This is a genomic window from Morganella sp. EGD-HP17 (genome assembly GCF_000512315.2).
In the GTDB taxonomy this organism is placed as follows: domain Bacteria; phylum Pseudomonadota; class Gammaproteobacteria; order Enterobacterales; family Enterobacteriaceae; genus Morganella; species Morganella morganii.
On record NZ_AZRH01000019.1, the window covers coordinates 22677 to 45595 of the forward strand.

The 22919-nt window shown below is 51.1% G+C and carries 29 protein-coding genes; 28 read left to right on the top strand and 1 reads right to left on the bottom strand.

The window, feature by feature from the left end:
- Positions 1–75 precede the first annotated feature (75 nt).
- The 4 genes from X965_RS16750 (at position 76) to X965_RS16760 (ending at position 2225) form a co-directional block, all read left to right on the top strand.
- The gene (locus tag X965_RS16750) at positions 76–705 is read left to right on the top strand and encodes a hypothetical protein (protein ID WP_036419046.1); all 630 of its coding nucleotides are present in this window, start codon (positions 76–78) and stop codon (positions 703–705) included.
- 19 nt (positions 706–724) lie between these two features.
- Complete coding sequence (locus X965_RS16755; RefSeq protein WP_036419049.1) at positions 725–1141, top strand: hypothetical protein; 417 nt, start codon at positions 725–727, stop codon at positions 1139–1141.
- Between the two features lie 160 nt (positions 1142–1301).
- Positions 1302–1475: a hypothetical protein gene (locus tag X965_RS19385; protein WP_156341075.1), complete on the top strand. Its 174-nt coding sequence runs from the start codon at positions 1302–1304 to the stop codon at positions 1473–1475.
- A gap of 225 nt (positions 1476–1700) precedes the next feature.
- Complete coding sequence (locus tag X965_RS16760) at positions 1701–2225, top strand: hypothetical protein (protein ID WP_036419053.1); 525 nt, start codon at positions 1701–1703, stop codon at positions 2223–2225.
- On the opposite strand, the gene X965_RS16765 is transcribed toward X965_RS16760, so the two are convergent.
- Positions 2203–2433 (bottom strand): hypothetical protein, encoded by a 231-nt coding sequence (locus X965_RS16765; protein ID WP_036419056.1) that lies wholly within the window; start codon positions 2431–2433, stop codon positions 2203–2205. The two genes, X965_RS16760 and X965_RS16765, sit on opposite strands and share 23 nt — an antisense overlap.
- A gap of 373 nt (positions 2434–2806) precedes the next feature.
- On the opposite strand from X965_RS16765, the gene X965_RS16770 reads away from it, so the two are divergent.
- The 24 genes from X965_RS16770 to X965_RS16875 all read left to right on the top strand — a co-directional run bounded on the left by X965_RS16770 (position 2807) and on the right by X965_RS16875 (position 22919).
- On the top strand, positions 2807–3163 hold the full coding sequence (locus tag X965_RS16770) for a phage holin family protein (RefSeq protein WP_253280781.1): 357 nt from the start codon (positions 2807–2809) through the stop codon (positions 3161–3163).
- Positions 3156–3638 (top strand): TIGR02594 family protein, encoded by a 483-nt coding sequence (locus X965_RS16775; protein WP_036419059.1) that lies wholly within the window; start codon positions 3156–3158, stop codon positions 3636–3638. The genes X965_RS16770 and X965_RS16775 overlap by 8 nt, the downstream gene beginning before the upstream one ends.
- A 1-nt stretch (position 3639) precedes the next feature.
- Positions 3640–4092, top strand: a complete 453-nt coding sequence (locus tag X965_RS19255; protein WP_051997356.1) for a lysis protein — start codon at positions 3640–3642, stop codon at positions 4090–4092.
- 637 nt (positions 4093–4729) lie between these two features.
- Positions 4730–5086 (top strand): HNH endonuclease, encoded by a 357-nt coding sequence (locus X965_RS19095; RefSeq protein WP_036419060.1) that lies wholly within the window; start codon positions 4730–4732, stop codon positions 5084–5086.
- A gap of 652 nt (positions 5087–5738) precedes the next feature.
- Positions 5739–6152, top strand: coding sequence for a hypothetical protein (locus X965_RS16790; RefSeq protein ID WP_036419063.1), 414 nt, complete (start codon positions 5739–5741; stop codon positions 6150–6152).
- A gap of 155 nt (positions 6153–6307) precedes the next feature.
- Positions 6308–6802, top strand: a complete 495-nt coding sequence (locus X965_RS16795; protein ID WP_036419065.1) for a phage terminase small subunit P27 family — start codon at positions 6308–6310, stop codon at positions 6800–6802.
- A complete protein-coding gene (locus X965_RS16800) occupies positions 6799–8529 on the top strand; it encodes a terminase large subunit (protein ID WP_036419068.1) in 1731 nt (576 codons plus the stop codon). Before X965_RS16795 ends, X965_RS16800 begins: the two co-directional genes overlap by 4 nt.
- Entirely contained in the window at positions 8526–8687 is a 162-nt protein-coding gene (locus X965_RS19590; protein WP_004239754.1) for a hypothetical protein, read from the top strand. The genes X965_RS16800 and X965_RS19590 overlap by 4 nt, the downstream gene beginning before the upstream one ends.
- A complete protein-coding gene (locus X965_RS16805) occupies positions 8677–9900 on the top strand; it encodes a phage portal protein (protein WP_036419071.1) in 1224 nt (407 codons plus the stop codon). Before X965_RS19590 ends, X965_RS16805 begins: the two co-directional genes overlap by 11 nt.
- The gene (locus X965_RS16810; protein WP_036419074.1) at positions 9890–10498 is read left to right on the top strand and encodes an HK97 family phage prohead protease; all 609 of its coding nucleotides are present in this window, start codon (positions 9890–9892) and stop codon (positions 10496–10498) included. The genes X965_RS16805 and X965_RS16810 overlap by 11 nt, the downstream gene beginning before the upstream one ends.
- 9 nt (positions 10499–10507) lie before the next feature.
- Positions 10508–11728: a phage major capsid protein gene (locus X965_RS16815; RefSeq protein ID WP_036419077.1), complete on the top strand. Its 1221-nt coding sequence runs from the start codon at positions 10508–10510 to the stop codon at positions 11726–11728.
- Positions 11729–11808: 80 nt separating this feature from the next.
- A complete protein-coding gene (locus X965_RS16820) occupies positions 11809–12111 on the top strand; it encodes a head-tail connector protein (protein WP_036419080.1) in 303 nt (100 codons plus the stop codon).
- A gap of 7 nt (positions 12112–12118) precedes the next feature.
- Entirely contained in the window at positions 12119–12445 is a 327-nt protein-coding gene (locus tag X965_RS16825; RefSeq protein WP_036419083.1) for a phage head closure protein, read from the top strand.
- Positions 12432–12821 (top strand): hypothetical protein, encoded by a 390-nt coding sequence (locus X965_RS16830; RefSeq protein ID WP_036419086.1) that lies wholly within the window; start codon positions 12432–12434, stop codon positions 12819–12821. The genes X965_RS16825 and X965_RS16830 overlap by 14 nt, the downstream gene beginning before the upstream one ends.
- Complete coding sequence (locus X965_RS16835) at positions 12818–13231, top strand: HK97-gp10 family putative phage morphogenesis protein (RefSeq protein WP_371257986.1); 414 nt, start codon at positions 12818–12820, stop codon at positions 13229–13231. Before X965_RS16830 ends, X965_RS16835 begins: the two co-directional genes overlap by 4 nt.
- Before the next feature lie 14 nt (positions 13232–13245).
- Positions 13246–13722, top strand: coding sequence for a major tail shaft subunit (locus tag X965_RS16840; RefSeq protein ID WP_036419092.1), 477 nt, complete (start codon positions 13246–13248; stop codon positions 13720–13722).
- On the top strand, positions 13722–14066 hold the full coding sequence (locus X965_RS16845; RefSeq protein WP_036419095.1) for a hypothetical protein: 345 nt from the start codon (positions 13722–13724) through the stop codon (positions 14064–14066). Before X965_RS16840 ends, X965_RS16845 begins: the two co-directional genes overlap by 1 nt.
- Positions 14067–14143: 77 nt before the next feature.
- Positions 14144–14293 carry a hypothetical protein gene (locus X965_RS19390; RefSeq protein ID WP_155251720.1) on the top strand — a complete coding sequence of 50 codons (150 nt, stop codon included), beginning with the start codon at positions 14144–14146 and terminating at the stop codon, positions 14291–14293.
- Positions 14286–17273 (top strand): phage tail tape measure protein, encoded by a 2988-nt coding sequence (locus X965_RS16850; protein ID WP_036419101.1) that lies wholly within the window; start codon positions 14286–14288, stop codon positions 17271–17273. The genes X965_RS19390 and X965_RS16850 overlap by 8 nt, the downstream gene beginning before the upstream one ends.
- Entirely contained in the window at positions 17270–17605 is a 336-nt protein-coding gene (locus tag X965_RS16855; protein WP_036419103.1) for a phage tail protein, read from the top strand. The genes X965_RS16850 and X965_RS16855 overlap by 4 nt, the downstream gene beginning before the upstream one ends.
- Positions 17602–18360: a phage minor tail protein L gene (locus tag X965_RS16860; protein ID WP_036419106.1), complete on the top strand. Its 759-nt coding sequence runs from the start codon at positions 17602–17604 to the stop codon at positions 18358–18360. The genes X965_RS16855 and X965_RS16860 overlap by 4 nt, the downstream gene beginning before the upstream one ends.
- 2 nt (positions 18361–18362) lie before the next feature.
- Positions 18363–19070: a C40 family peptidase gene (locus X965_RS16865; RefSeq protein ID WP_036419108.1), complete on the top strand. Its 708-nt coding sequence runs from the start codon at positions 18363–18365 to the stop codon at positions 19068–19070.
- A gap of 37 nt (positions 19071–19107) precedes the next feature.
- A complete protein-coding gene (locus X965_RS16870; protein ID WP_036419111.1) occupies positions 19108–19710 on the top strand; it encodes a tail assembly protein in 603 nt (200 codons plus the stop codon).
- A gap of 32 nt (positions 19711–19742) precedes the next feature.
- Positions 19743–22919, top strand: coding sequence for a host specificity protein J (locus X965_RS16875; RefSeq protein ID WP_036419114.1), 3177 nt, complete (start codon positions 19743–19745; stop codon positions 22917–22919).

Sequence of the window (22919 nt, forward strand, 5' to 3'; positions counted from 1 at the left end):
GTAATAAAAGTTGAATATGTACGGTGCTGCAGTAATTTCCTGGTAAGAACCATGATGTGCCCAATAAGGGATAATATGAAAACATTAACATACGCGGGCTTGGCTATACTGCCACTTTTTTGTTCAGCTCAAGTTCAGTTAAGCCAAACGACGACTCCAATTGTTAAGATTGTAAAAAAAGCCACATCACCTTCTGGTCGAAATGTGGTGAAGAGTCGTGAAAATAAAAATGTTTTCGATGGTTTTTACCAAGAGATAAATGATAAAGTTTCTCGATTAGAGCAAGCGAGAATACTATTGGAGCGTGAAGTTAGTCAAACTATGGACAACATAGATTGCGTTTATTTCTCTGATGATGAGCTTGGCAGGACGGCTAAACTCATTGATAAAACAACGGATGGCATTATTAGAGCCAAAGCCGTTATATCAAAATCTTTTGAGAGCATACTCAATGATCCCCGATTAAAGGATTTAACGTTCGCTGCCGATTTAAGAAATCGAGCCTTGAAAGGGATGGACAATCTTATGCTAACAATAAACAAAGTGGTTGATTTGAAAGAAGCGCTTGAGAACAGGCAAAAAACAGTAGTAGTGTTCGATGTCGACAGAATGAATGCTGCAATCAACTCTACTAGGTATCGCGCACCAAATGGTTTGAGCAGAGAAGAACGAAGAAAGTTTATTTTAGATCGTGCAACTGCGTAATTAGGGATGATGCTCTGACATGGCAACCGATAACAACTGGGAGTTTTCTGGATTATTTGCTAGGGAATTCAAAAACTTTCCATCAGATCAGCAGGATAAGATTCTAGATTTTGTTGATGTATACGAGAACAATGGGTTGTCTGATTTTTCCTGCTATGAAGGAAAAATAGCGTGTTCTTGGCGAGGGTTAGATACAACCGATGCCAAGTATACCTACGCTCGTCAGAATGAATTATGGCATTATCATATAGGCATCCCAGAGTTTCGTTCCCAGAATGGTAAATACAAAACATCTGATTGGGTTTTGCATTTTCAATGGGATAGAAAAAGTAATACAATATCGTTAGTCGATATGTATAAACACTATACTCGAGACGGAATTTTTTACTTGCCGGATCCTGCATACCTAGCATGGTCAACAGAAAAAGCCTCCTAATTCATAGCCTCACTTCGGTGGGGCTTTTTTATTGTCTGGAACCCAGCTCGTAACGACAGTTTGCAGGCAGGCCCCCTGAAGTGTTCGGGTGGTTTTTTGCGCGACGGAACTTATTCAGTTCCCGTGGTCTAAATTTAAAATGAAAGCGACCGGAGAGCGAATGAAACTACTGCCACTTATTTTTTCTGTATTTTTATTTGGGTGTGCTTCTGCTGATAATAGTCAGCTAAAAGACAAACCAAAAGAAGACCCATACGCGGAAAGCACGCTGAACACAATAAAAGCAAGCCAGGAGGCTTACAGGGAATTACAGCGGCAAAGATATGGATTCTGAAGTACTTTCCGGATAGTTCACATGTTCGGCTATTCCGGGCAACTGAATACCAGTAGCAATCGCTTTGTTAGCGCAGGGCAGTCCGGCTGAACTATATCAGCCACCAATCTGAAAGGTCGCCTGCGCGGCCTTTTTCCATATACGCCGCCACAGTATCAATCACCTCGTTATCACTTAACACAAGAGCTGTGTGCGGCTTTCTGATATCTACAAAAAGGTATTGAGATGAAAAAATTAACAGTATCCATAGGTAGTCTGGGTAGCGCGGCTACCGGTGATTATGTGGATTTTAATATCTGGCAGGGTAAGCGCCTGCTGGTCAGTGATCGCATTGAAGGTCGCCATACCGGTACGTTCTACCGTGAGTATGATGTGGGTTATACCCGGAGTGAGCCGCTGCGCATCGAAAGCAATGCACCGGCTGGTTGTGCTGTCTGTGTCCATATGGTGCCGTGTGATGAACTATTTCATTCATTTAATGCCGCCGGTATGGTGGATGCAGCATCTACAGACACAGATACTTATAAATTGATCGCAAAAAGATTTGAGTTTTATCACCCCAACGGTGAACCTGTTTCAGCGACAGGGTGCCCCGGTGGAGATGGTAAAACATTAGAACAGCGTGTTACCGATCTGGAAGAAAGGCTGACCACCAAGCAACAGGAAGCCAGCCTTTGTCATGAAATTGAAAACAAGGTTTGCTCAGTTTCAGTGAATACGAAATGTACTATTTCTTATCAGCGAGACTAAAGTTTTTCATCATGCCTTCAATAGCCCTGTTTCCCTTAAATGGCTCAAGCTCAACCAGTAGTTCTTTTCTCTGGCGCTCAGGAAGCTTGAAATAAATATGAGCAATGAGGGCTTTTATTGCTGTCAGTTCCTCCAGTAAATCTTGTGTTGTTTTTACATTAGATTCAAGTGTTAAGGTAATGCTTTTCTCTTTGATGATATCGGGCATTTTTACTCCATCCGAAGCTGACCAGCCATCACTCCGGTTAATTTCACTGGGCTGAACTGATAACCATATCCCGGATATGTGTTAATTACGTTTAACTAAATCACAGGTCGCTCCGGCGGCCTTTTTCTTTCAGGAAGCAACAAAAAGAGCGCCAGGCAGACGGCATATTTTATTTTCTGACCAGCAATCTGCGAAAGGCCAATAGGATATGTGGCGACGCTCGTCAGTGCTCTTTTTATTGCTTTCCCGCCGCTGGTGGGATTACCCGAACCATGCCGCAGCCACCTCACTTTAACCTGTTTAAAACATATAAACCGGTTGCGGCATTTCCCTTATTAATTTACACACGGAACACTCCGCAGGGGGTGGATATATGCGTATGCCTGATAAATTTGACTGGTGGGCACAGATACTGCGCTGGTTGCAGAATGCCACCCCGCTGCTGGGCGGTTTTTCTGTCGCCACTATTATCGCCTACATCAGAGAGCGCCGGGATGGCTCCCGGTGGAAGCAGTCGCTGGGCGAGGCAGTCATCTGCGGCCTGCTCAGTGTGGGGACTATCCGGTTTATGGACTGGTGGTTATTACGCAGCGGTGACACCGGAAGCTGGGGGCTGCTGGCTGAATTTTGCGGTGCGATGATTGGTTTCCTGGGCACCCGGAAGCTGTATGTGCTTCTCGAGCTGGCGGCAAAGGTAATTAAAAATAAACTTGGAGTAAAAGATGACTGAGCCAGAATGGATTACTGAGGCCCGAAAAGAAATCGGCGTATCAGAACACACGGCAGCAGGTTCCGCAGCAGTAGACCAGATGTGGATTGACAGCAAACTGCGCGGACTGGTTGGCACTGCGCGTAAAGTGCCGTGGTGTGCAGGATTTGTTAATGCCTGCCTGGAACGTGCTGGTATTCGTTCGACCCGTTCTGATTCTTCCCGCTCATATCTGGCGTTCGGAAAAATGCTGACACAGCCCGCATACGGTTGCATTGTCACATTTTCCCGTACTGGTGGCGGCCATGTCGGGTTTGTGGTCGGCAAAACAGAATCAGGTCAGCTGATGGTTCTGGGTGGCAATCAGTCCGATGCAGTAAATATCAAAGCATTCAGTGCCGACCGTGTTACCGGTTACCGCTGGCCGTCAGGTGTGCCGGTGGATAATCGCCCGCTGCCGGTCGGTAACGCTGCGCTGTCAGTAAAAGAGTCATGATATGGACTGGCTGACAAAAGCACTGACTGGTATCTGTGTGGTGCTGGTCATTGGTCTGCTACTTACCCTGCACCTGTATGGTGGTCTGAAAGATAATTATCAGCTGCTGTCCTCTCAGTTTGCTGAGCAGGTCGCCATCAACAAAGACTATAAATCCCGCATTCAGTCACTTCACGAACTCGACACTATGTACACGCAGGAGTTAACCAATGCCAAAACTGAAATTGATAGTCTGCGTGACGCTGTTAAGTCTGGCACTAAGCGCGTGTACATCAAAGCCGAGTGTCCAAAGAGCGGAGCCGATACCGCCGCCGGCATGGATGATAGCAGACCCGCCACCCTGGCGAGAGACGCTGAACCGGATTATTTCGATCTCCTCGGACAGCTTGAAACGCTGGAAAAGCAATACCTTGGCCTGAGGGATTATGTGAGAACGGAGTGCTCGGCTAAATAGCAGACAACAGAAGCGGAGAGACAAAAAAACAGCCCTTTACTATAACAATAAAGGGCCGATGCAAGGCATGAGAAATGGGTATCTGTTGCGGATTATTATGCCGACAGGCAGTTCAACAAAGTATCAACGCCCCGCCTGTTATGGGCAAAAAAATAGCCCATGCATCATGCAGGGCTGAAAATGATGAAAAAATATCTATTAATTCACGCTCAACAATATAGCCATAACAAATTAAACAAATCAACAACGCTTTGCTAAATGGCCGACTCTTACCGATGAAAGAACAAAAAAAGCAGCCCATAACCGGATGGAAAGTGGGCTGTAAAGATCAATGAAATCCGTTTAGGAAACTTACGGCGGGAGAATACCGGAACAAACTTAAACCAAACATCAACGTCCTGCTATATAGCGTTTTTTGTGTGCGCCGCGTTGTCGCCGTCCCTCCGTGTTAACCATAACCCGTCTACCTTGTACGGTGAGTGCGCGGAGAGAATCAAAAACAACGAATCCAGCCTGACTCATGGTGTAAGTGGCAACGTCAGTCATTGGAGAATAAAAGGCGTGACAGCCGGAGAGGCGGCATAAACCAATCATAAAGTCTGTTCATAATGAGTCGGCTTTATAATCGGAGGATATGATGCCACCACGCATACCCCGCGCCTGCCGCAAACGTGGCTGCGCAAAGACAACCACCGACCGCAGCGGATACTGCGAAGAGCACCGCAATACTGGGTGGGAGAACCACCAGCAGGGTAAGAGCCGTCACGAGCGTGGATATGGTACCAAGTGGGACCGCCTGCGTACCGTGGTGCTGAGCAGGGATAAGCACCTGTGCCAGCAATGCCTGCGTGAAGGCCGGGCAACGGAAGCAAAGACAGTCGACCACATCACACCTAAAGCACATGGGGGAACCGATGCGGAATCAAATTTAGAGTCACTCTGTTACTCCTGCCATAAAGCCAAAACCGCACACGAACACCTGAAGCGATTCTGAATTTTGAGGCAAATATGACTGAGCTAAAGAATGACTCAGGGCTTTCGCACGCCCATAACGTCTGTGAAGCAACAGATTGCGGCATGTCCACCCGTTCACGTAATAGCAAATATTGCGAGAAGCATTACATGCGCATTCGTCGCCATGGTTCAACCGAAAAGCTTAGTACCAGAAAGGAAGGTAAGCTGGAGCATTCAGGAGGATATCTGTTGGTTTATGCACCTGAGCATCCGCTGGCTGGCTGCAGAAGTCGTGTCTATGAGCACCGTAAAGTTTATTACGATATTCATGGTGCAGGCCCGTTTGATTGCCATTGGTGTGGTAAATCAGTGAATTGGGATACTTTGCATATTGATCATCTTGATGACTGCAAAACTAACAATAAACCCGGCAACCTAGTGCCAAGTTGTCCTGTCTGTAATCAGAAACGGGGTATAGGCAAAATGACGAAAAAAATGAGAGAGAAATCACCCCGCAGATACACTGCACATGGAAAGACAATGTGCCTGAATGAGTGGGCTAATTATCTTGGTCTATCCAGAGCTTCGTTGGACTACCGGCTTAATGCAGGATGGTGTATCAGCAGGGTATTCAGCCCGCGCATTGGTAACTGCGGACCCCAAAGCCGGAAGACCGCAACGGAGAGAACACGATGACGCTACCTGATTTACCCGAATCACAGAATGAATACCAGGCTGCGCTGTTTGCCAAAGCGTATGCGGACAGTATCGTTACCCATCCACGTATGCGTCAGCTCAGACTGAATCGCATTAAGGCAGCAGATAAGCAAGCGCCCGACTGGTTCATACGCATGGTTGATGTGGAGATAGATAATGTCCTCTATCGTCTGGATTACCTTTCTCGCTGGGGGTTTAACAATGACCCGCGGCACTACGCAACAGATACACTGCAGTTCATCAGGGTAACCCATGACATGCTGCTTAATTTTCTTAATCCTGATCGGATGTATTTCAGTGGAGTCAAGCGAGCAGAGGCGTGGCTTGCGGGCGGTGAAAGGGAGTCGGTTAAAGTGGACACCCTGAATGAAAATAATTCCGTAGGTTAAAGTTACACTATTATTCACAGGGGAGGGGAGGTCAAATCCTTGCCACTCTCGCCTCAGGGGACCGCCGCCTTAGTCAGATTTTTATACCCGCGAAAAATGAAATTAAAACCGGCTGATCTGTAAGCAGTATTTATGTATCCGTAAGGAGGGATTTTATGGCTGGCACTCCGGGCAAATCTGGTCGCCGCCCGAAGCCGACAGCCAGAAAAGAACTGGCTGGCAATCCCGGCAAACGGGCACTGAATAAAGATGAGCCCGTTTTTACCCCGCTGACCGGTGTCGACCCGCCGGGCTGGTTTGCGGAAAACGATTTGCACCTCGCTGTCACAATGTGGGAAATGACCGTCAAAGAGTTGTGCGGACAGGGGATTATTTGTCTGACTGATTTGGCCGTTCTTGAGCGCTGGTGTGTTGCTTATCATTTCTGGCGGGAGCTGGTTATCGCAATAGCCAGAGACGGTACCCGGCTGAAAGGTGCAACCGGCGGCCCGATAAAGAACCCCGATTTAACCGCGAAAAAAGAGCAGGAAAGCGAAATGGATCGCACCGGTGCAATGCTCGGTCTGGATCCGGGAAGCCGTCAGCGTCTGATCGGGTTGGCGGGACAGAAAAAACAGGATAATCCGTTTATGAGGTTAATCACATCATGAGTCGCAAATCTTACCCGAACGTAAACGCGGCCAGTCAGTATGCCCGCGACGTGGTTCGCGGCAAGATTGTGGCCTGTCAGTACGTGAAAGATGCCTGCCAGCGTCATCTGGATGATCTGAGTGAAGAAAAAAGCCGTAAATTCCGGTACCGGTTTGATAAAGACCTGGCGGAACAGGCCGCAAAATTTATCCAGCTGCTGCCGCACACCAAAGGTGAATGGGCATTTAAGCGCATGCCGATAACACTGGAGCCGTGGCAGCTATTTATTGTCTGCAGTGCATTTGGCTGGGTTCACAAGGGCAGCAGGCTGCGGCGGTTCCGTGAAGTTTATACGGAGATCCCACGTAAGAATGGTAAATCAGCTATTTCAGCCGGTGTTGCTCTATATTGTTTTACCTGTGATAACGAGTTTGGTGCTGAAATCTACTCCGGTGCTACCACGGAAAAGCAGGCATGGGAAGTGTTCCGCCCCGCAAAACTGATGTGCAAGCGTACCCCGCTGCTGACGGAGGCGTTCGGTATAGAGGTCAACGCAAAAAACATGAACCGGCCGGAAGACGGGGCGAGGTTTGAGCCACTTATCGGATCCCCCGGTGATGGTCAGTCCCCGCACTGCGCTATCGTTGATGAATACCATGAGCACGACACGGATGCCCTGTACACGACCATGATTACCGGTATGGGGGCCAGGCGGCAGCCGCTGATGTGGGCTATCACCACCGCCGGATATAACATTGAAGGCCCGTGTTACGACAAGCGGCGCGAAGTGATTGAAATGCTCAATGGTACGGTGCCGAATCCTGAGCTTTTCGGCATTATTTATACCGTTGACGATGGTGATGACTGGACAGATCCGGCAACATTGCGCAAAGCAAATCCGAATATGGGGGTTTCTGTCTACAGTGACTTCCTGATCAGCCAGCAGAACAGAGCCAAAAACAATGCCCGTCTGGCGGGTATATTTAAAACAAAGCACCTGAATATCTGGGTTTCCGCCCGGGCGGCCTATTTCAACATGGTGTCCTGGCGGGAATGTGAGGATAAGACACTCACCCTGGAAATGTTCGAGGGGCAATCCTGTGTTCAGGCTCTGGATTTAGCCAGAAAACTCGACATGAACTCACGGGTAAGGCTTTTTCACCGGGTTATTGACGGCAAACGCCATTACTACTGTATTTCACCTGATTTTTATGTTCCGTATGACGCCGTATTCAGCGTTGATGTTGAAAACAGACGTACAGCAGAGCGTTTTATGAAATGGGTGGAAACGAAGCATCTTAAACTTACAGCAGGAGCGGAGATTGATTACCGCGTCATTCTGGAGGATGCGAAGGCCGGAAACCTGATAAATCCGGTTGATGAGACAGCTATCGACCCGCATGGCGCAACAAACATCTCCCATGAACTGGCTGATGAGGGGATGAATCCGATCACAATAGTACAAAACTACACCAACATGTCCGACCCGATGAAGGAGCTGGAAGCTGCTGTAGCGGCCGGACGGTTTCACCATGACGGTAATCCGATCATGACATGGTGTATCGGTAACGTGGTCGGCAGATATCTGCCGGGCAATGATGATGTTGTCCGCCCCACCAAAGAGCAGAACGAAAACAAAATTGACGGTGCAACAGCGCTGATTATGGCTATAGGCAGAGCGATGCTGAACGGTCCCGGTGACTTCCTTTCCTCTCTGGATCCTGACGAAGAAATTCTATTCCTATGAAAAATATACTTCTTGATCTCACTGCCCTGACAGGTTTCGGCGCGGTGCTGGCTGGCTGTTACCTGAAATACGGCCTGCCGGATTCCCTGGTGATTGGCGGGTCAGCAATGGTTATCTATTCACTGGCTGTGGCCATGAGGGGGAAACGTGCTTCTTGATGCATTATTCCGCGATACACCGACCAGTATTGAGAATCCGGCGGTACCCATCAGTGCAGATTCTGTTGATACAGACGGTCTGTTCAAAGCCGATGTGTATGTCAGCCCAGAAACTTCGATGAAACTGGCTGCTGTATATGCCTGTATTTATGTTCTTTCTTCCTCAATAGCACAGATGCCGCTGCATGTGATGCGCAAAACCGGCGATAAGGTTGAGACTGCCCGCGATCATCCCGTGTTCCACCTTGTTCACGATGAGCCGAACGAATGGCAGACCAGCTATAAATGGCGGGAAACCAAAGAACGCCACATTCTCGGCTGGGGAAACGGCTACACACAGGTGATCCGTAACAGTCGCGGTGAGGTGACCAATCTGGAAGCCTGTATGCCGTGGGAAACCGCACTACTCAATACAGGCGGCCGGTATACCTACGGGGTTTATAACGAACAGGGTAATTTTGCGGTCAGCCCGGATGACATGATCCATATCCGGGCGCTGGGTAATAACCAGCGGATGGGGATCAGCCCGATAGTGCAGCATGCGGAAACCATCGGCATGGGGATGTCCGGGCAGAAATACACCAGTTCTTTCTTCGGCGGTAACGCCCGTCCTGCCGGTATCGTCTCGGTGAAAGGGGATTTACAGAAAGATGGCTGGGCCAGACTGAAAGACATGTGGCAGAAAGCGTCTGCGGCACTGCGCAGCCAGGAAAACAAAACCATGCTGTTGCCTGCTGATCTTGATTACAAAGCCCTGACTGTTTCCCCGGTGGATGCCCAGCTGATTGACATGCTGAAACTCAACCGCTCCATGATTGCCGGAATTTTTAATGTGCCGGCACACATGATCAATGACCTGGAAAAGGCGACATTCTCCAACATTTCCGAACAATCTATTCAGTTTGTCCGGCACACAGTTATGCCGTGGGTGGTGAACTGGGAGCAGGAGCTTAACAGGCGGTTGTTCACCCGGCAGGAGCGCCGCGCCGGATTTTATGCCCGGTTTAATCTGGCCGGGCTGTTACGCGGAACCCCGAAAGAGCGTGCTGAATTTTATCATTACGCCATTACTGACGGCTGGATGAGCCGGAATGAGGCGCGGGCATTTGAGGATATGAACCCGGTTAGCGGGCTGGATGAAATGCTGGTCAGCGTTAACGCCGCACAACCTGTCGGCAGTAAATCAAAAGGTGGTGAAAAAGATGAGCAGTAATGAAAGAGAAACCCGCAGCTATGTCGGAGAGGTACGGGCCGCGCCGGGGGAAGAGGACAAGCCGACCCACATTATCGGTCTGGCCTCGGTGTTTAATTCCCTGTCAGAGCCGATGTGGGGATTCCGTGAAATTATCAAACCCGGCGCATTCGACGATGTGCTGAATGATGATGTGCGCGGGCTGTTTAACCATGACCGCAATTATATCCTCGGCCGGTCCTCTTCCGGGACGTTATCCCTGAGTGTCACAGAGCAGGGGCTTGTTTACGACATCACTGCGCCCGACACGCAGACTATCCGGGATCTGGTTATTGCCCCGATGTTACGCGGTGATGTCAATCAGAGTTCATTCGCGTTCAGTGTGGCGGTGAATGGTGATGACTGGTACCAGGATGATGACGGCATGGTTGTCCGGGAAATTCACAAAATATCCCGTCTGTATGATGTCAGTCCGGTGACTTATCCGGCTTATCAGGCTGCGAATTCAACGGTGCGGTCAATGGAAGCGTGGAAAGAAGCACGCGACAGCGGCGGTTTAGCCAAAGCTATCAATGAAAAACTGGCGCGTGAGCGTCTTCTTACATTAATGAATGCATAAGGTAACTCTATGAAACTTCATGAATTAAAACAAAAACGTAATACTATCGCCACCGAAATGCGTGCTATCCATGAAAAAGTAGGTGACGGTGTCATGACCGAGGAGCAGCGCGGCGAGTGGAATCAGGCCAAAACTGAGTTTGACCGCCTGAATGAGCAGATCACCCGCGAAGAGGAACTGCGCTCGGCAGATCAGACCTTCGTGGATGACAAAGAACCGGAGCAGCGCGGAAAGCAGCCGGGTAATCCGGAAAGCGAAGCCGCAGAGCGCCGTCAGGCGGCATTTGACCGTTTTCTCCGTCATGGTTTCGGTGAACTGACAGCTGAAGAACGCCAGGCGGTTAAAGAGCTGCGTGCGCAGGGGACCTCCCCGGATGAAAAAGGGGGCTACACTGTACCCACTCAGATGCTGAATAAAGTCGTTGATCAGATGAAAGCCTATGGCGGCATTGCAGGCATTTCGCAGATTCTGACAACTTCAAACGGGCAGGATATTACCTGGTCAACATCAGACGGCACAGCGGAAGAGGGTGAACTACTGGGTGAAAACACCGCAGCCAGCGAACAGGATGTGGAATTCGGGACCGCCATTCTCGGTGCCAAAAAATTGTCTTCCAAAATTATCCGTGTATCCAATGAGTTGCTGCAGGACAGCGGGATTGATATTGAATCCTACCTCGCAGCACGGATTGCGCAGCGTATCGGACGCGGTGAGGCGAAATATCTGGTGAAAGGTACCGGCGCAGGCACTCCGGTGCAGCCGAAGGGGCTGGATGCATCCGTTACCGGCACGGTCGATGCCTCTGCCGTATTCACCTGGAAAGATATTAATGCCCTGAAACACGCCATTGACCCCGCTTACCGTAACAACCCGAAATTCCGACTGGCTTTTAATGACAGCACCCTGAAACTGATGACAGAAATGGAAGACGGTAACAAGCGTCCGCTGTGGCTGCCTGAAATCACCGGCGTGGCACCTTCGACCATTCTTGGTATGCAGTATGCTGTGGATCAGGCTATCGACAGCATGGAAACCGGCAAGAAGTTTATCTTCTGTGGTGACTTCGATCGCTTCATTGTCCGCCGTGTCACCTATATGACACTGAAGCGTCTGGTGGAGCGTTATGCAGAATATGACCAGACTGCATTCCTCGCGTTTCATCGCTTTGACTGCTGCCTGGAAGACACCTCCGCGATTAAGGCGCTGGTGGCCAAAGCTGCGACAAAGTAATCCGGTCTTAACCCGATACGCCGCTTAACTGCGGTTTTTTTGTGCCTGCGGTCCGGCGTGGCCGCAGGTATGGGGGAAACATGTCGTTACCGACACTCGAAAAACTGAGAATGCAGTGCCGTATCGATGAGGATAATGAGCAGGAAGATGAATTACTCCTGACCTATCTTCAGGCGGCAAAAAAGCGGGCTGAAAATTACATTAACCGCAATTTGTATAACAGTAACATTCCGGAGAGCGACCCCGATGGCCTGATTGTTTCTGCTGATATTGAGCTGGCTCTGATGCTGGCTGTTACCCATTTTTACGAAAACCGGGACCCGTCAGCCATGCCGAACGGGTTTAAAGCCATTCTGGATCCTTACCGGCATATCAATTTATAGGTGACCCATGAAAACCGGTGAACTCAACAAACGCATCACTCTGTACCGGCCGGAGGTGGTGACCGGGGAACTTGGTGATCTCCGTACCGAACTGATGAAAGTCATCATGGTGTGGGCTAAAGCTGAGGCGATATCCAACCGTAAAATCCGGACGGCAGAGCAGGATCAGGTTATTGAAACCATGCAGTTTACTGTGCGGCCGCGCGCAGATATTCAAATCGACTGGGTGATTGAATACCAGAACCGGTTTTTTACCGTCCGTGCCTGTGACCGTAACGATCCGGCGAAACTGATTATTACCACGGAGGCAGACATACGACATGATCGAAAGTGACATTAAGTCGTCTCTTTCCGCTATCACCGCAATGCCCGTTTTCCCCCTGTTATTACCGAAAGATGCACAGGAAGGTATCACCTTTCAGCGTATCAGTGATCCGCGTTATTCCGCCGGTATGGTCACCACTCATCTTATCGTGGCGCGTTTTCAGATAGGCATTCACGTACTGAATGACTACGAAAAAGCCCTGCTGCTGGATAAAGCCATTCGTGATGCCTGGGAGTCGATAGTGCACGGTTACATCGGTAATTATCCGGTGCAGACCGTGCAGCGTGGTAGTTTTCAGCAGGGGCGGGAAGAGCTGACAAAAAACACCGTCCGCTGGTCAGTCATGCGGGATTTTATTATCACTTATCCGGAGGATGTATCGTGAGAACTACGGTTAAGGTTTCCGGCCTTGACGGGCTGGAAGCGGAGCTGATGAATCTCGGGGAAAAGCTGACATCCAAAATACTGCGCGATGCAGGCCGCGAGGCGATGACCGTTGTTGCTGAGGATATGAAACAGTACGCCGGTTATGACAGCAGTCACGACGATGACCACATGCGGGACAGCATCAAAGTCAGAACCACTGACCGGATGAAGGATAAAAAATACATCACTCTGATGACCGTTCGCGTGGGTCCGTCAAAAGCGCACCACATGAAGGCGCAGGCTCAGGAATTCGGGACATCAAAACAGATCCCGCGTCCGTTTATACGCCCTGCGCTGGATTATCACCGTAAAGATATTTTAAACACCCTTACCGCCGCCATACGCGCCGGTATTAATGAAAACCGTTAACCTGGAGAACTATTATGGCCGGAGAAAAATCCTCCCCGGAATACGCCATGTTGCCCGCCGGTACCATCGTAAAATTCGGTGAGGCCGGTGATACCGTCGACAAAATGAAAGCGCTGATTAACTGTAAAGCGCTGGGGGCTACCGGGCTTACCGGTGGTTTTATTGACTGCACCACCCTGAAAGATACCAACAAACAGTCGATTTCTGATCTGCCGGAAGGGCCTGAAAAATCACTCGGGTTTATTGATGATCCCGGCAATGCTGATTTCGCTGCGTTTCTCAATGCTGCCGAGCAGCGTAAGACCGTGCAGTTTTATTTCGCACTGCCGAACGGGCGTACAGCGACAATGATCCTCGCGTTGTCAGGCTGGGAAATGAACGACATCAGCGCCCCGGCCAGTGAGGTGATTCAGATTACCGTGAAAGGTAAGCAGAACAACATCACCTGGGGAACCACCACTGTCACACCACCAACAGGAGGCGGAGAATAATGAATCTGAAATCAGCCCTGTTAAAACCGGATTCACACACGGAAAAACACACACTCTTCGGTACAGAAGTTTATCTGCGGCGCCTCACTGTCGGGGAGCTTGACCGCTATGAGAAAGAGCGTAAGGCTGCCTTTGATGCCGGTGATTATTCCGGGGTCACCCTTACGGGGGCCGGTCTGATTTTGTCAGCTATCTGTGATGAGAACGGAACCCCGGTCAGTGCGGAAAATCTGCCGACGGCAGAAGAACTTATTGATGCACACAGTAATCCTGTTTTTGTGGATGCAATGAATACCCTGCAAAAATATTGCTACGGGACCATTGAGGACGCGAAAAAAAACTGACGGACTCACCCCGCCTCTATCTGTTATTTCAGCTGGCAGACCGGTGGGGGGAACCTGACCCCCGGAAACTGGCTGACATGCCCGCCGATCTGCTCAATCACTGGCGGGCTTTTTTTATGCTGGAAGAGGAGGCTGCGGGTGAGGCCGGGGAAAACACAGTGGTACCAACGGTATCACCGGATATCAGCACGCAGTGCAATGATGTAATGAGGATCTTAAATGGCTGACGTTGCAAGTTTAGCGGTTGCGTTACACCTCAACGCAGCCAGTTTTAAGTCTGATGTGGAGGATGCCTATAACAGTGCATCCGCCAGCTCAAAAAAATTCACACAAAATATCGGCAGGGAGTCGGCTAAAACGGCCGAACAGATTTCTCAGGTTTCAACTGAGGCTCAGCGGGCAGGTAACAGTATTGCGCGAATGAGTAACACCGGAGCTAAAGGCGGGTTCGCACACTTACGGACATCGCTGACCAATATTTCATCCGGCGCGAATGTCGCCGGCTCATCTGTTCTCAGTGCCTTTATTCCGGCACTGGAACGGGCCGCCAATGACGTTGATCGCCTTAAAATGTCTATGGGCGAGAAGCGGCAGATGGATATTGCTGCTGCAAATGACGCAGTAAAAGTCGCTGAAAGTCACATTAAACAGGCTAACAGCGCCAAAGAAGCAGCAATGCAGCAGATGAAAATGGGCCATAAAATGCGCGAGTCTGCCAGGTATCAGCGTGAACTGGCAATGGTGCAGAATGCCCATATGGAAAAAATGCGGGAAGTTAACCTCGCAAACGGTATGTCCGCCGATGCAATAGACAGGAAATACAGCGAAGAGCGGGCAATCAATGACAGAAAGATAGCGAATGCAAACGCACTGGCAGAAAAAGCCAGGGATCGTCTCAGATCCGGCTCGGCAGCGCTGGCCGCTGCGGAAGCTGACGAGGCACTGGGTAAGCAAAAGCTGACAGCGGCGACCACGCAGCTGGCCGGTGCCAGCAAAGAGCTGACATTTGCACAGCGGGCATCCGCCCAGGCTGGCGGCCTGCTGAAAAACACCTGGGCTATGCTGGGCGGAACACTTGGCATTGGTCTGATGGCCGCCGCCGGTGCTGCCACTTATCTGTATTCACAATACAAAGAAGCGGAAGAACGACAAAAGGCGTTTAATGCTGCTATTCAGAAAGGCGGGGCGGGGCTGAATAACTCGGTATACCAGCTGCGCACACTGGCTAATCAGCTGGGCGGAACGGCGGAAGCGTACAAAACAGTGACGGCGGCAGCAACAGCCGGTTTTTCCGGCTCTATGCTGCGTGAAGTGTCTGAATTCGGCGTGCAGCTGGAAAAATCCGGCGGCAGCGCCGATCTCCTGATTACTAAGTTGTCATCCATTAACGAGCAGCCATTGCAGAGCCTGCGCGAGCTTATCAATGAAGGGCTGGTTTTTGACGAGGCCACTATAAACCAGATTGCGCTGCTGGAACGTCAGGGGGATGTTGAAGGGGCAAAAGAGCTGGCCAGAAAAAGCGCCCTGAGTGCCACAAAGACACTGAATGAAGAACAGACCAGGGTCAATGCCATTCATGAGAAGAGCGTTAAGGATATTGAAGATCGCTACCGCTCACTGTCCCGTTCCATGTCTGATTCCTTTTATGGTGCGGCACAGGTGCAGGCCTCTGCCATGAATGCGCAACCCTCTGCTATGCTTGCCATGCAGCAGGAAAAACTGGTGTGGCAGATTGGTGCGGCAATAAAAGGGATGCAGCTGGAGCAGCAGCAAAAGGAACAGACAAAAAATACCCGTGAACAGATAGATGCGCAGTTGCAGTTAAACTCAGCGTATAAAGCGGGCGCGGATAAACACGCGGAAAAGCTGAAACTGCAGAATGCCGCCCGTGAGCAGCTGAAATCCGGTCAGATGGATGCAAAGCAGTTTGAGCAGACAATGAAGGGGATCGACAGCCTTTACAGTTCGCTGGATAAGAAGGGACGCGGCGGCAGCGGTATTCCGGAAGGTCAGCGCCGGGCGCAGCAGCTGATGGAGCAGACTGCCACACTCAGGGCGCAGCTTGCTGAAAATGAAAAGCTGACCGCATCCGAAAGTAAGCTGATTGCATTTGAGCAGGAGCTGGTCGGCCTGGCAGGTAAAAAACTGAATGCCGCTCAGAAAAGCGTAATGGAAAATGCCGGGTCTATCCGGACTCAGTTACAGCTCAATGCCGGCCTTGAGCGTGAAATAGCACTGAAAGGGCTGCGTAAAAAGTTTGATGATCAGAATTTTGAAATAGCGCAGCGCACCCGGGCCATGCAGCAGGAGGCGGATAATCAGCGTCTGCAACTCATGATGCCGACAGCAGATTATGACCTGATGCTTGAGGAACAGCGGATTGCGGATGACTTCCGTCAGCGCCGGTATCAGCTGGATAAAGAAATCTCAGATAAAACCTCGCAGTTATACAAAGATCAGACGGACGTTCTGAATGCCGAACAACAAAAACAGACAGATATCGTCCGTAAGGCTGCAAAAGATAAAACTGCATCAGATGCAGACTGGCAGGGTGGCTTAAAACAGGGCTGGAAAGATTTCAGCGACAGCAGTAGCAACGCGTTTGCGATGGTGCGCAACACATCAGCCAATGCGCTTAACAGCACATCGTCTATGTTCACTGACTTTCTGACCACCGGACGGGCGAATTTTGCCGACTTTACGAAATCCATTCTCACCGACATCACAAAAATGATCGTCCAGATGACCATTTTCAACGGCCTGAAAAGCGGCCTGAGCGGGACATGGCTGGGCAATGCGATGGGGGTGGCACCCAATGCGACCGGCGGGGTGTATACCTCACCGGGACTCAGTGCATACAGCAACAGCATTGTCAGTTCTCCGACGGTGTTTCCGTTCGCCAAAGGCGGCGCACCCAATATCGGCCTGATGGGTGAAGCCGGATCTGAAGCGATTATGCCGCTGAAGCGCGGACCGGACGGCAACCTTGGTGTACGTGCCTATGGTGGCAGTAGTGCCGGCGGTACGGCACCTGTGGTTAATATCCACATCGACAGTGACAGAAATCAGCAGGTTCAGGCATCCGGTGGTCTTGAGCGGTTCGGCAGAGATATAGGGCAGTATGTCGACCAACGTTTCCGCACACTGATGGACAGGGACACCCGTCCCGGCGGGGCTGTCTGGAATCTGGCTAAGGGGGGGAGATGATAGAAACATTCACCTGGAGTCCGCGCCTGAATCCGCAGGGCGATATCTCCTTCAGAACCCGTAAGGCGAAGTTTGGTGACGGTTACGAACAGGTTTGCGGTGACGGTATTAACCCCCGCAGTCAGAAATGGTCACTGAATTTTACCGGGACGGAAAGTTACATCCGGCCAATCCGTGATTTTATTGACCGGCACGGCGGAATCCGGGCATTCCAGTGGACGCCGCCGCTGGAAGATACCGGATTGTATCGCTGTGATGATCCGAAACTCACCCCGCTCGGCGGTGACAACTATTCACTTTCTCTCACTTTTACCCAGGCATTTAAACCATGATCACAAACGATTACCAGAAGCTGGAACCGGGTAATGCCGTCCGGCTTTTTGAGGTTGACGGTACCGCGTTCGGTGCGCCGGATGTTTTGCGGTTCCATGCTTACAACATTCCTCACACTGAGGCAGAGATTACTGCCGCTGGTGGTGACCCTGAAAAACTGCCGGCGAAATCCATCTGGTGGCAGGGCGAAGAGTACCGTGCGTGGCCGGTGCTGATTGACGGGATTGAGGCATCCACAACGGGGTCCGGCGCACAGCCGAAGTTATCGGTGGCAAACCTCGATGGCTCAATCACCGCGCTGTGCCTGGCATATGATGACATGCTGAAGGCGAAAGTCACGATACACGATACCCTGGCGCACTATCTGGATGCGGTAAACTTTACGGATGGTAACCCGGCGGCAGATCCGACACAGGAAAAAGTCTCTGTCTTTTATATCGACAGCAAATCATCGGAAACTAACGAAGTTATCGAGTTTGAATTAGCTAGTCCGATGGATCTGCAGGGGGTACCGATCCCGACACGGCAACTGCATGCAATGTGTACCTGGTGTATACGCGGCAAATACAAATCCGGTGACGGCTGTGATTATGCCGGGCAGAACGGGTATTTCGATAAGCACGGCAATCGTGTGGATGATCCGGCACAGGATCAGTGCAGCGGCATGCTGAACACAGGTTGCTTCCCCCGCTTCGGCAAAAACAATCCGATCCCGTTTGGCGGCTTTCCGGGAACCTCATTACTGAGGAAATAATGATGCGTAAAAACATTCAGGCAGCCATTTTTGCCCACGCAGAACGTGAATACCCCCGCGAGTGCTGCGGGGTGATCGCGCAAAAATCCCGTGTAGTGAAATACTTTCCCTGCCGCAATATCGCGGCCACACCGGAAGAGCATTTCGTATTATCGCCGGAGGATTACGCTGCTGCGGAAGACTGGGGAACGGTGATCGGTATTGTACACAGTCACCCGGATGCCACTACCCAGCCGTCAGAACTGGACAAAGCACAGTGCGATGCTTTCGGTGTGCCGTGGTATATCATCAGCTGGCCGGAAGGGGATCTGCGGACTGTTCAGCCGCGCGGTGAATTACCATTACTCGGTCGGCCGTTTGTGCTCGGGTTTACAGACTGCTGGGGGCTGGTCATGAGCTGGTTCCGGCAGGAATGCGGTATTGAACTGCCGGATTACCGGGTGGATTACCCGTGGTGGGAGCAGGGGGAAAACCGTTATGTGGACAACTGGCAGGAGGCCGGATTTATTCAGGTCGATGATCCGCAACCGGGCGATATGATAGTGATGCAGGTACAGGCTCCGGTCGCCAATCATGCCGGTATTCTGCTGGACGATAATATGCTCCTGCATCACTTATATGGTCACCTGAGCCAGCGGGTGCCATATGGCGGTTACTGGCGCGACCGCACAGTGATGACCCTGAGGCACAACACATTCGTGAATAATTGACACAACCCGCTCCGGCGGGTTTTTTTATGGGGAAGATATGTCACAGGAAATAATGGCAAAAATAGAGCTGGGCGGTGTATTGGGTAAAACCTTCGGTAAAACGCACCAGCGGCTTGTCTGTACCACGTCCGAAGCCGTCCGTGCATTGTGTTGTACTATTCCGGGCTTTGAACAGTTCCTGAATACCAGCAAATCACGCGGCTTAACCTATGCGGTATTTCGCGGGAAAAAGAATATCGGGGTGGATGACCTCGGTTTTCCGGTGACTGACGATGTCATCCGGATTGTGCCAGTGGTGATCGGCAGCAAGAGCGGCGGGTTGCTGCAGGTTATTTTTGGTGCGGTGCTGGTGGCTGCCGCCTTCATTTCTGGCGGTACATCACTGGCTTCATGGGATGCGCTGGAGACCGGGTTGGCAATGACCGGTGCATCCATGATACTCGGTGGTGTTATTCAGATGCTGTCCCCGCAACCAAGCGGGATCGCCATGAAAGACCAGGGCGAAAATAAACCGTCCTATGCGTTCGGTGCCCCGACGAACACTGTTTCTCAGGGCTACCCGGTACCGATCGGTTACGGTAAGCGTCGTATCGGCGGGGCCGTTATCTCAGCCGGAATTTACGTCGAAGATCAGCAGTAATCCTTTCTCCGTTTTTCAGCAGGAAATTCATAATGACACAAATCACAGGCCGCAAAGGTGGCGGTGGCAGCCCGCGCACACCCGTCGAACAGCCGGACGATTTACAGTCAGTTGCCAGAGCAAAATTACTGATCGCCCTCGGTGAAGGTGAATTTGCCGGTGAGCTGACCGGGAAGGCTATTTTTCTGGACGGTACCCCGCTTCTGAATGCTGACGGGTCAGAAAACTTCCCCGGCGTGGTATGGGAATACCGCCCCGGTACCCAGGCACAAACCTATATTCAGGGGATGCCGGCAGCGGAGAATGAAATCACGGTTGGTACCACTGTTCAGAGCAGCACACCGTGGGCACACGCATTCACTAATCCGCAGCTGTCTGCGGTCCGCGTCCGCCTGAAATGGCCGTCCCTGTTCCGCCAGGAGGATAACGGGGACATGGTCGGCAATGAAGTGAAATACGCCATTGATTTACAGACTGACGGCGGGAGCTGGAAAACCGTTGTGGACGGCCGCGTAAAGGGTAAAACCACTTCCGGTTATGAGCGCACCCATCGTATTGATCTTCCGCAGTCGGCCACATCCTGGACACTGCGGGTGCGTAAAATCACAGAAGATGCCAACAGCGCCAAAATTGGTGACACCATGGTGCTGCAGAGTTACACCGAGGTGATCGATGCCAAACTGACCTATCCGCACACCGCGCTGCTATATATTGAGTTTGACTCAAAACAGTTTAACGGCTCTATCCCGCAGGTCACCTGTGAACCGAAGATGCGGGTTATCCGCATACCGTCAAACTATGATCCGGAACAACGGACGTATTCCGGTACCTGGGACGGCTCGTTTAAATGGGCATGGACCAATAACCCTGCCTGGATATTCTACGACATTGTCATTTCCGATCGCTTTGGCCTCGGCGACCGCATCAAAATGCAGAATATCGATAAATGGGAACTGTACCGTGTTGCGCAGTATTGTGACCAGACGGTACCGGACGGCAAGGGCGGCAGCGGCACCGAACCACGCTATATCTGTGATGTGTATGTGCAGGATCGCAATGAAGCCTATACGGTACTGCGCGATTTTGCAGCCATTTTCCGGGGCATGACCTACTGGGGCGGTAACCAGATTATCACCCTGGCGGATATGCCGCGTGATATCGATTACAGCTATACCAAAGCCAACGTACTCGACGGGAAGTTCACCTATTCCGGCAGCAGCAGTAAGGCCCGCTATTCCTCCGCGCTGGTGTCGTACTCAGATCCGTTAAACGGCTATGCCGATGCGATGGAGCCGGTGTTTGAAAATGAACTGGTTTACCGGTTCGGATTTAATCAGCTGGAAATGACGGCAATCGGTTGTACCCGGCAGTCTGAGGCCAACCGCAAAGGCCGCTGGGGGATACTCACCAACAACAAAGACCGGGTAGTGACATTCGGTGTGGGGCTGGACGGTAATATCCCGCAGCCGGGGTACATCATTGCGGTGGCGGATGAAAACCTGTCCGGGAAAGTGACCGGCGGCCGCGTCAGTGCGGTGAATGGCCGGAGTATCACACTCGACCGCAAACCGGATGCCGCGCCGGGTGACCGGCTGATGCTGAACCTGCCGTCCGGTAAATCACAGGCCCGCACCATCCAGATGGTCACGGATAACGTTATAACCGTTACCACGGAATACAGTGAAACGCCGGAGCCGGAATGTGTCTGGGTGACGGAATCAGATGAGCTGTACGCCCAGCAGTACCGGGTGGTGAGCGTGACTGAGAATGATGACGGCACGTTCACGATATCGGCGGCCATGCATGATCCGGACAAATACGACCGGATAGATACCGGCGCGGTACTCGATGAACGTCCGATCAGTGTTATTCCGCCCGGCAACCAGTTCCCGCCGAAAGATATCACCATCAGCTCTTACTCTGTGGTGAATCAGGGGATCAGCGTCGAAACCATGCAGGTTACCTGGTCACCGGCCGAGAACGCCATTGCCTATGAGGCACAGTGGCGGCGTGATGACGGCAACTGGATCAATGTGCCGCGCAATGCCACCACCTCGTTTGACGTGCCCGGGGTCTATTCAGGCCGCTATCTGGTGCGGGTCAGGGCGATAAATGCAGCGGAAATCTCCAGCGGCTGGGGATATTCAGAGGAAACCCGGCTGACCGGTAAGGCGGGTGATCCGCCGGTACCGCTGAACTTCCGGGTATCCACGCTGGTATTCGGGATCAAGCTGAACTGGGAGTTCGGGAAATTTACGGAAGACACCCTGAAAACTGAAATTCAGTACAGCAAAACCAACGACGGACAGAACCTGTTGCTGCTGGCCGATGTGCCGTACCCGTCCCGCTCTCATGAGCTTGCCGGTCTGGCCGCCGGTACCGCGTTTTATTTCCGCGCCCGCCTGGTAGATAAAACCGGCAATCAGTCCCCCTGGACTGAGTTTGTGCGCGGTGTGGCCGAGTTTGATACAGAGGCTATTCTGGATGATGTTGAAGCGATCCTGGAAGACTCAAAAATTATTCAGGAACTCAGCAATAACGACATGGACTCATTCGAGGCCATTATCAACAACGCCAACAACACCTATGGCCAGTGGATGCACCTGCAGCGTGAAAACGGTGTGATGAAAGCTGAAATTATCCGCGTTGATAACTACGTGGTGACGGAAACCAAAGCGCTTGCTGAGCACCTTGATGCGGTACAGGCCACCGCAGATAAAAGCCTTGCCCGTGCGCAGAACTCCATCAAAGCCGAGTATGACATGGAGAAAGGCACGGCTTCAGCAATTTGGAAGTCGCTGGTCAGTATTGTGTATGACGGTGTGAATTATGATGCCGGTATGGTGATTGGCGCAGAACTGAAAGGCGGTAAGGTCGATACCATCATGGGCTTTAACGCGCAGCAGTTTGCGTTTTATAACCCGGTGAACGGGAAAATGGATCTGTTCATGTATATGAAGGACGGACAGATTTTCATGAATGAGACATTCATCAACAAAGCCTGGCTGAACGAAGTTGTTGTTACTGATAAAATGCAGTCGGAGAACTATATACCAGATCAGCAGGGTTTTATTCTGGATGCAAAGGCTAATAAATTCGAGTTCTTTGGCGGGACGACAACAAATGGAACCTCTATTACAGCAGATGGTATTAAGGTGTATGACAACAAACGTCTAACTGTTATTGTTGGTGATATATCGGGGTATTAA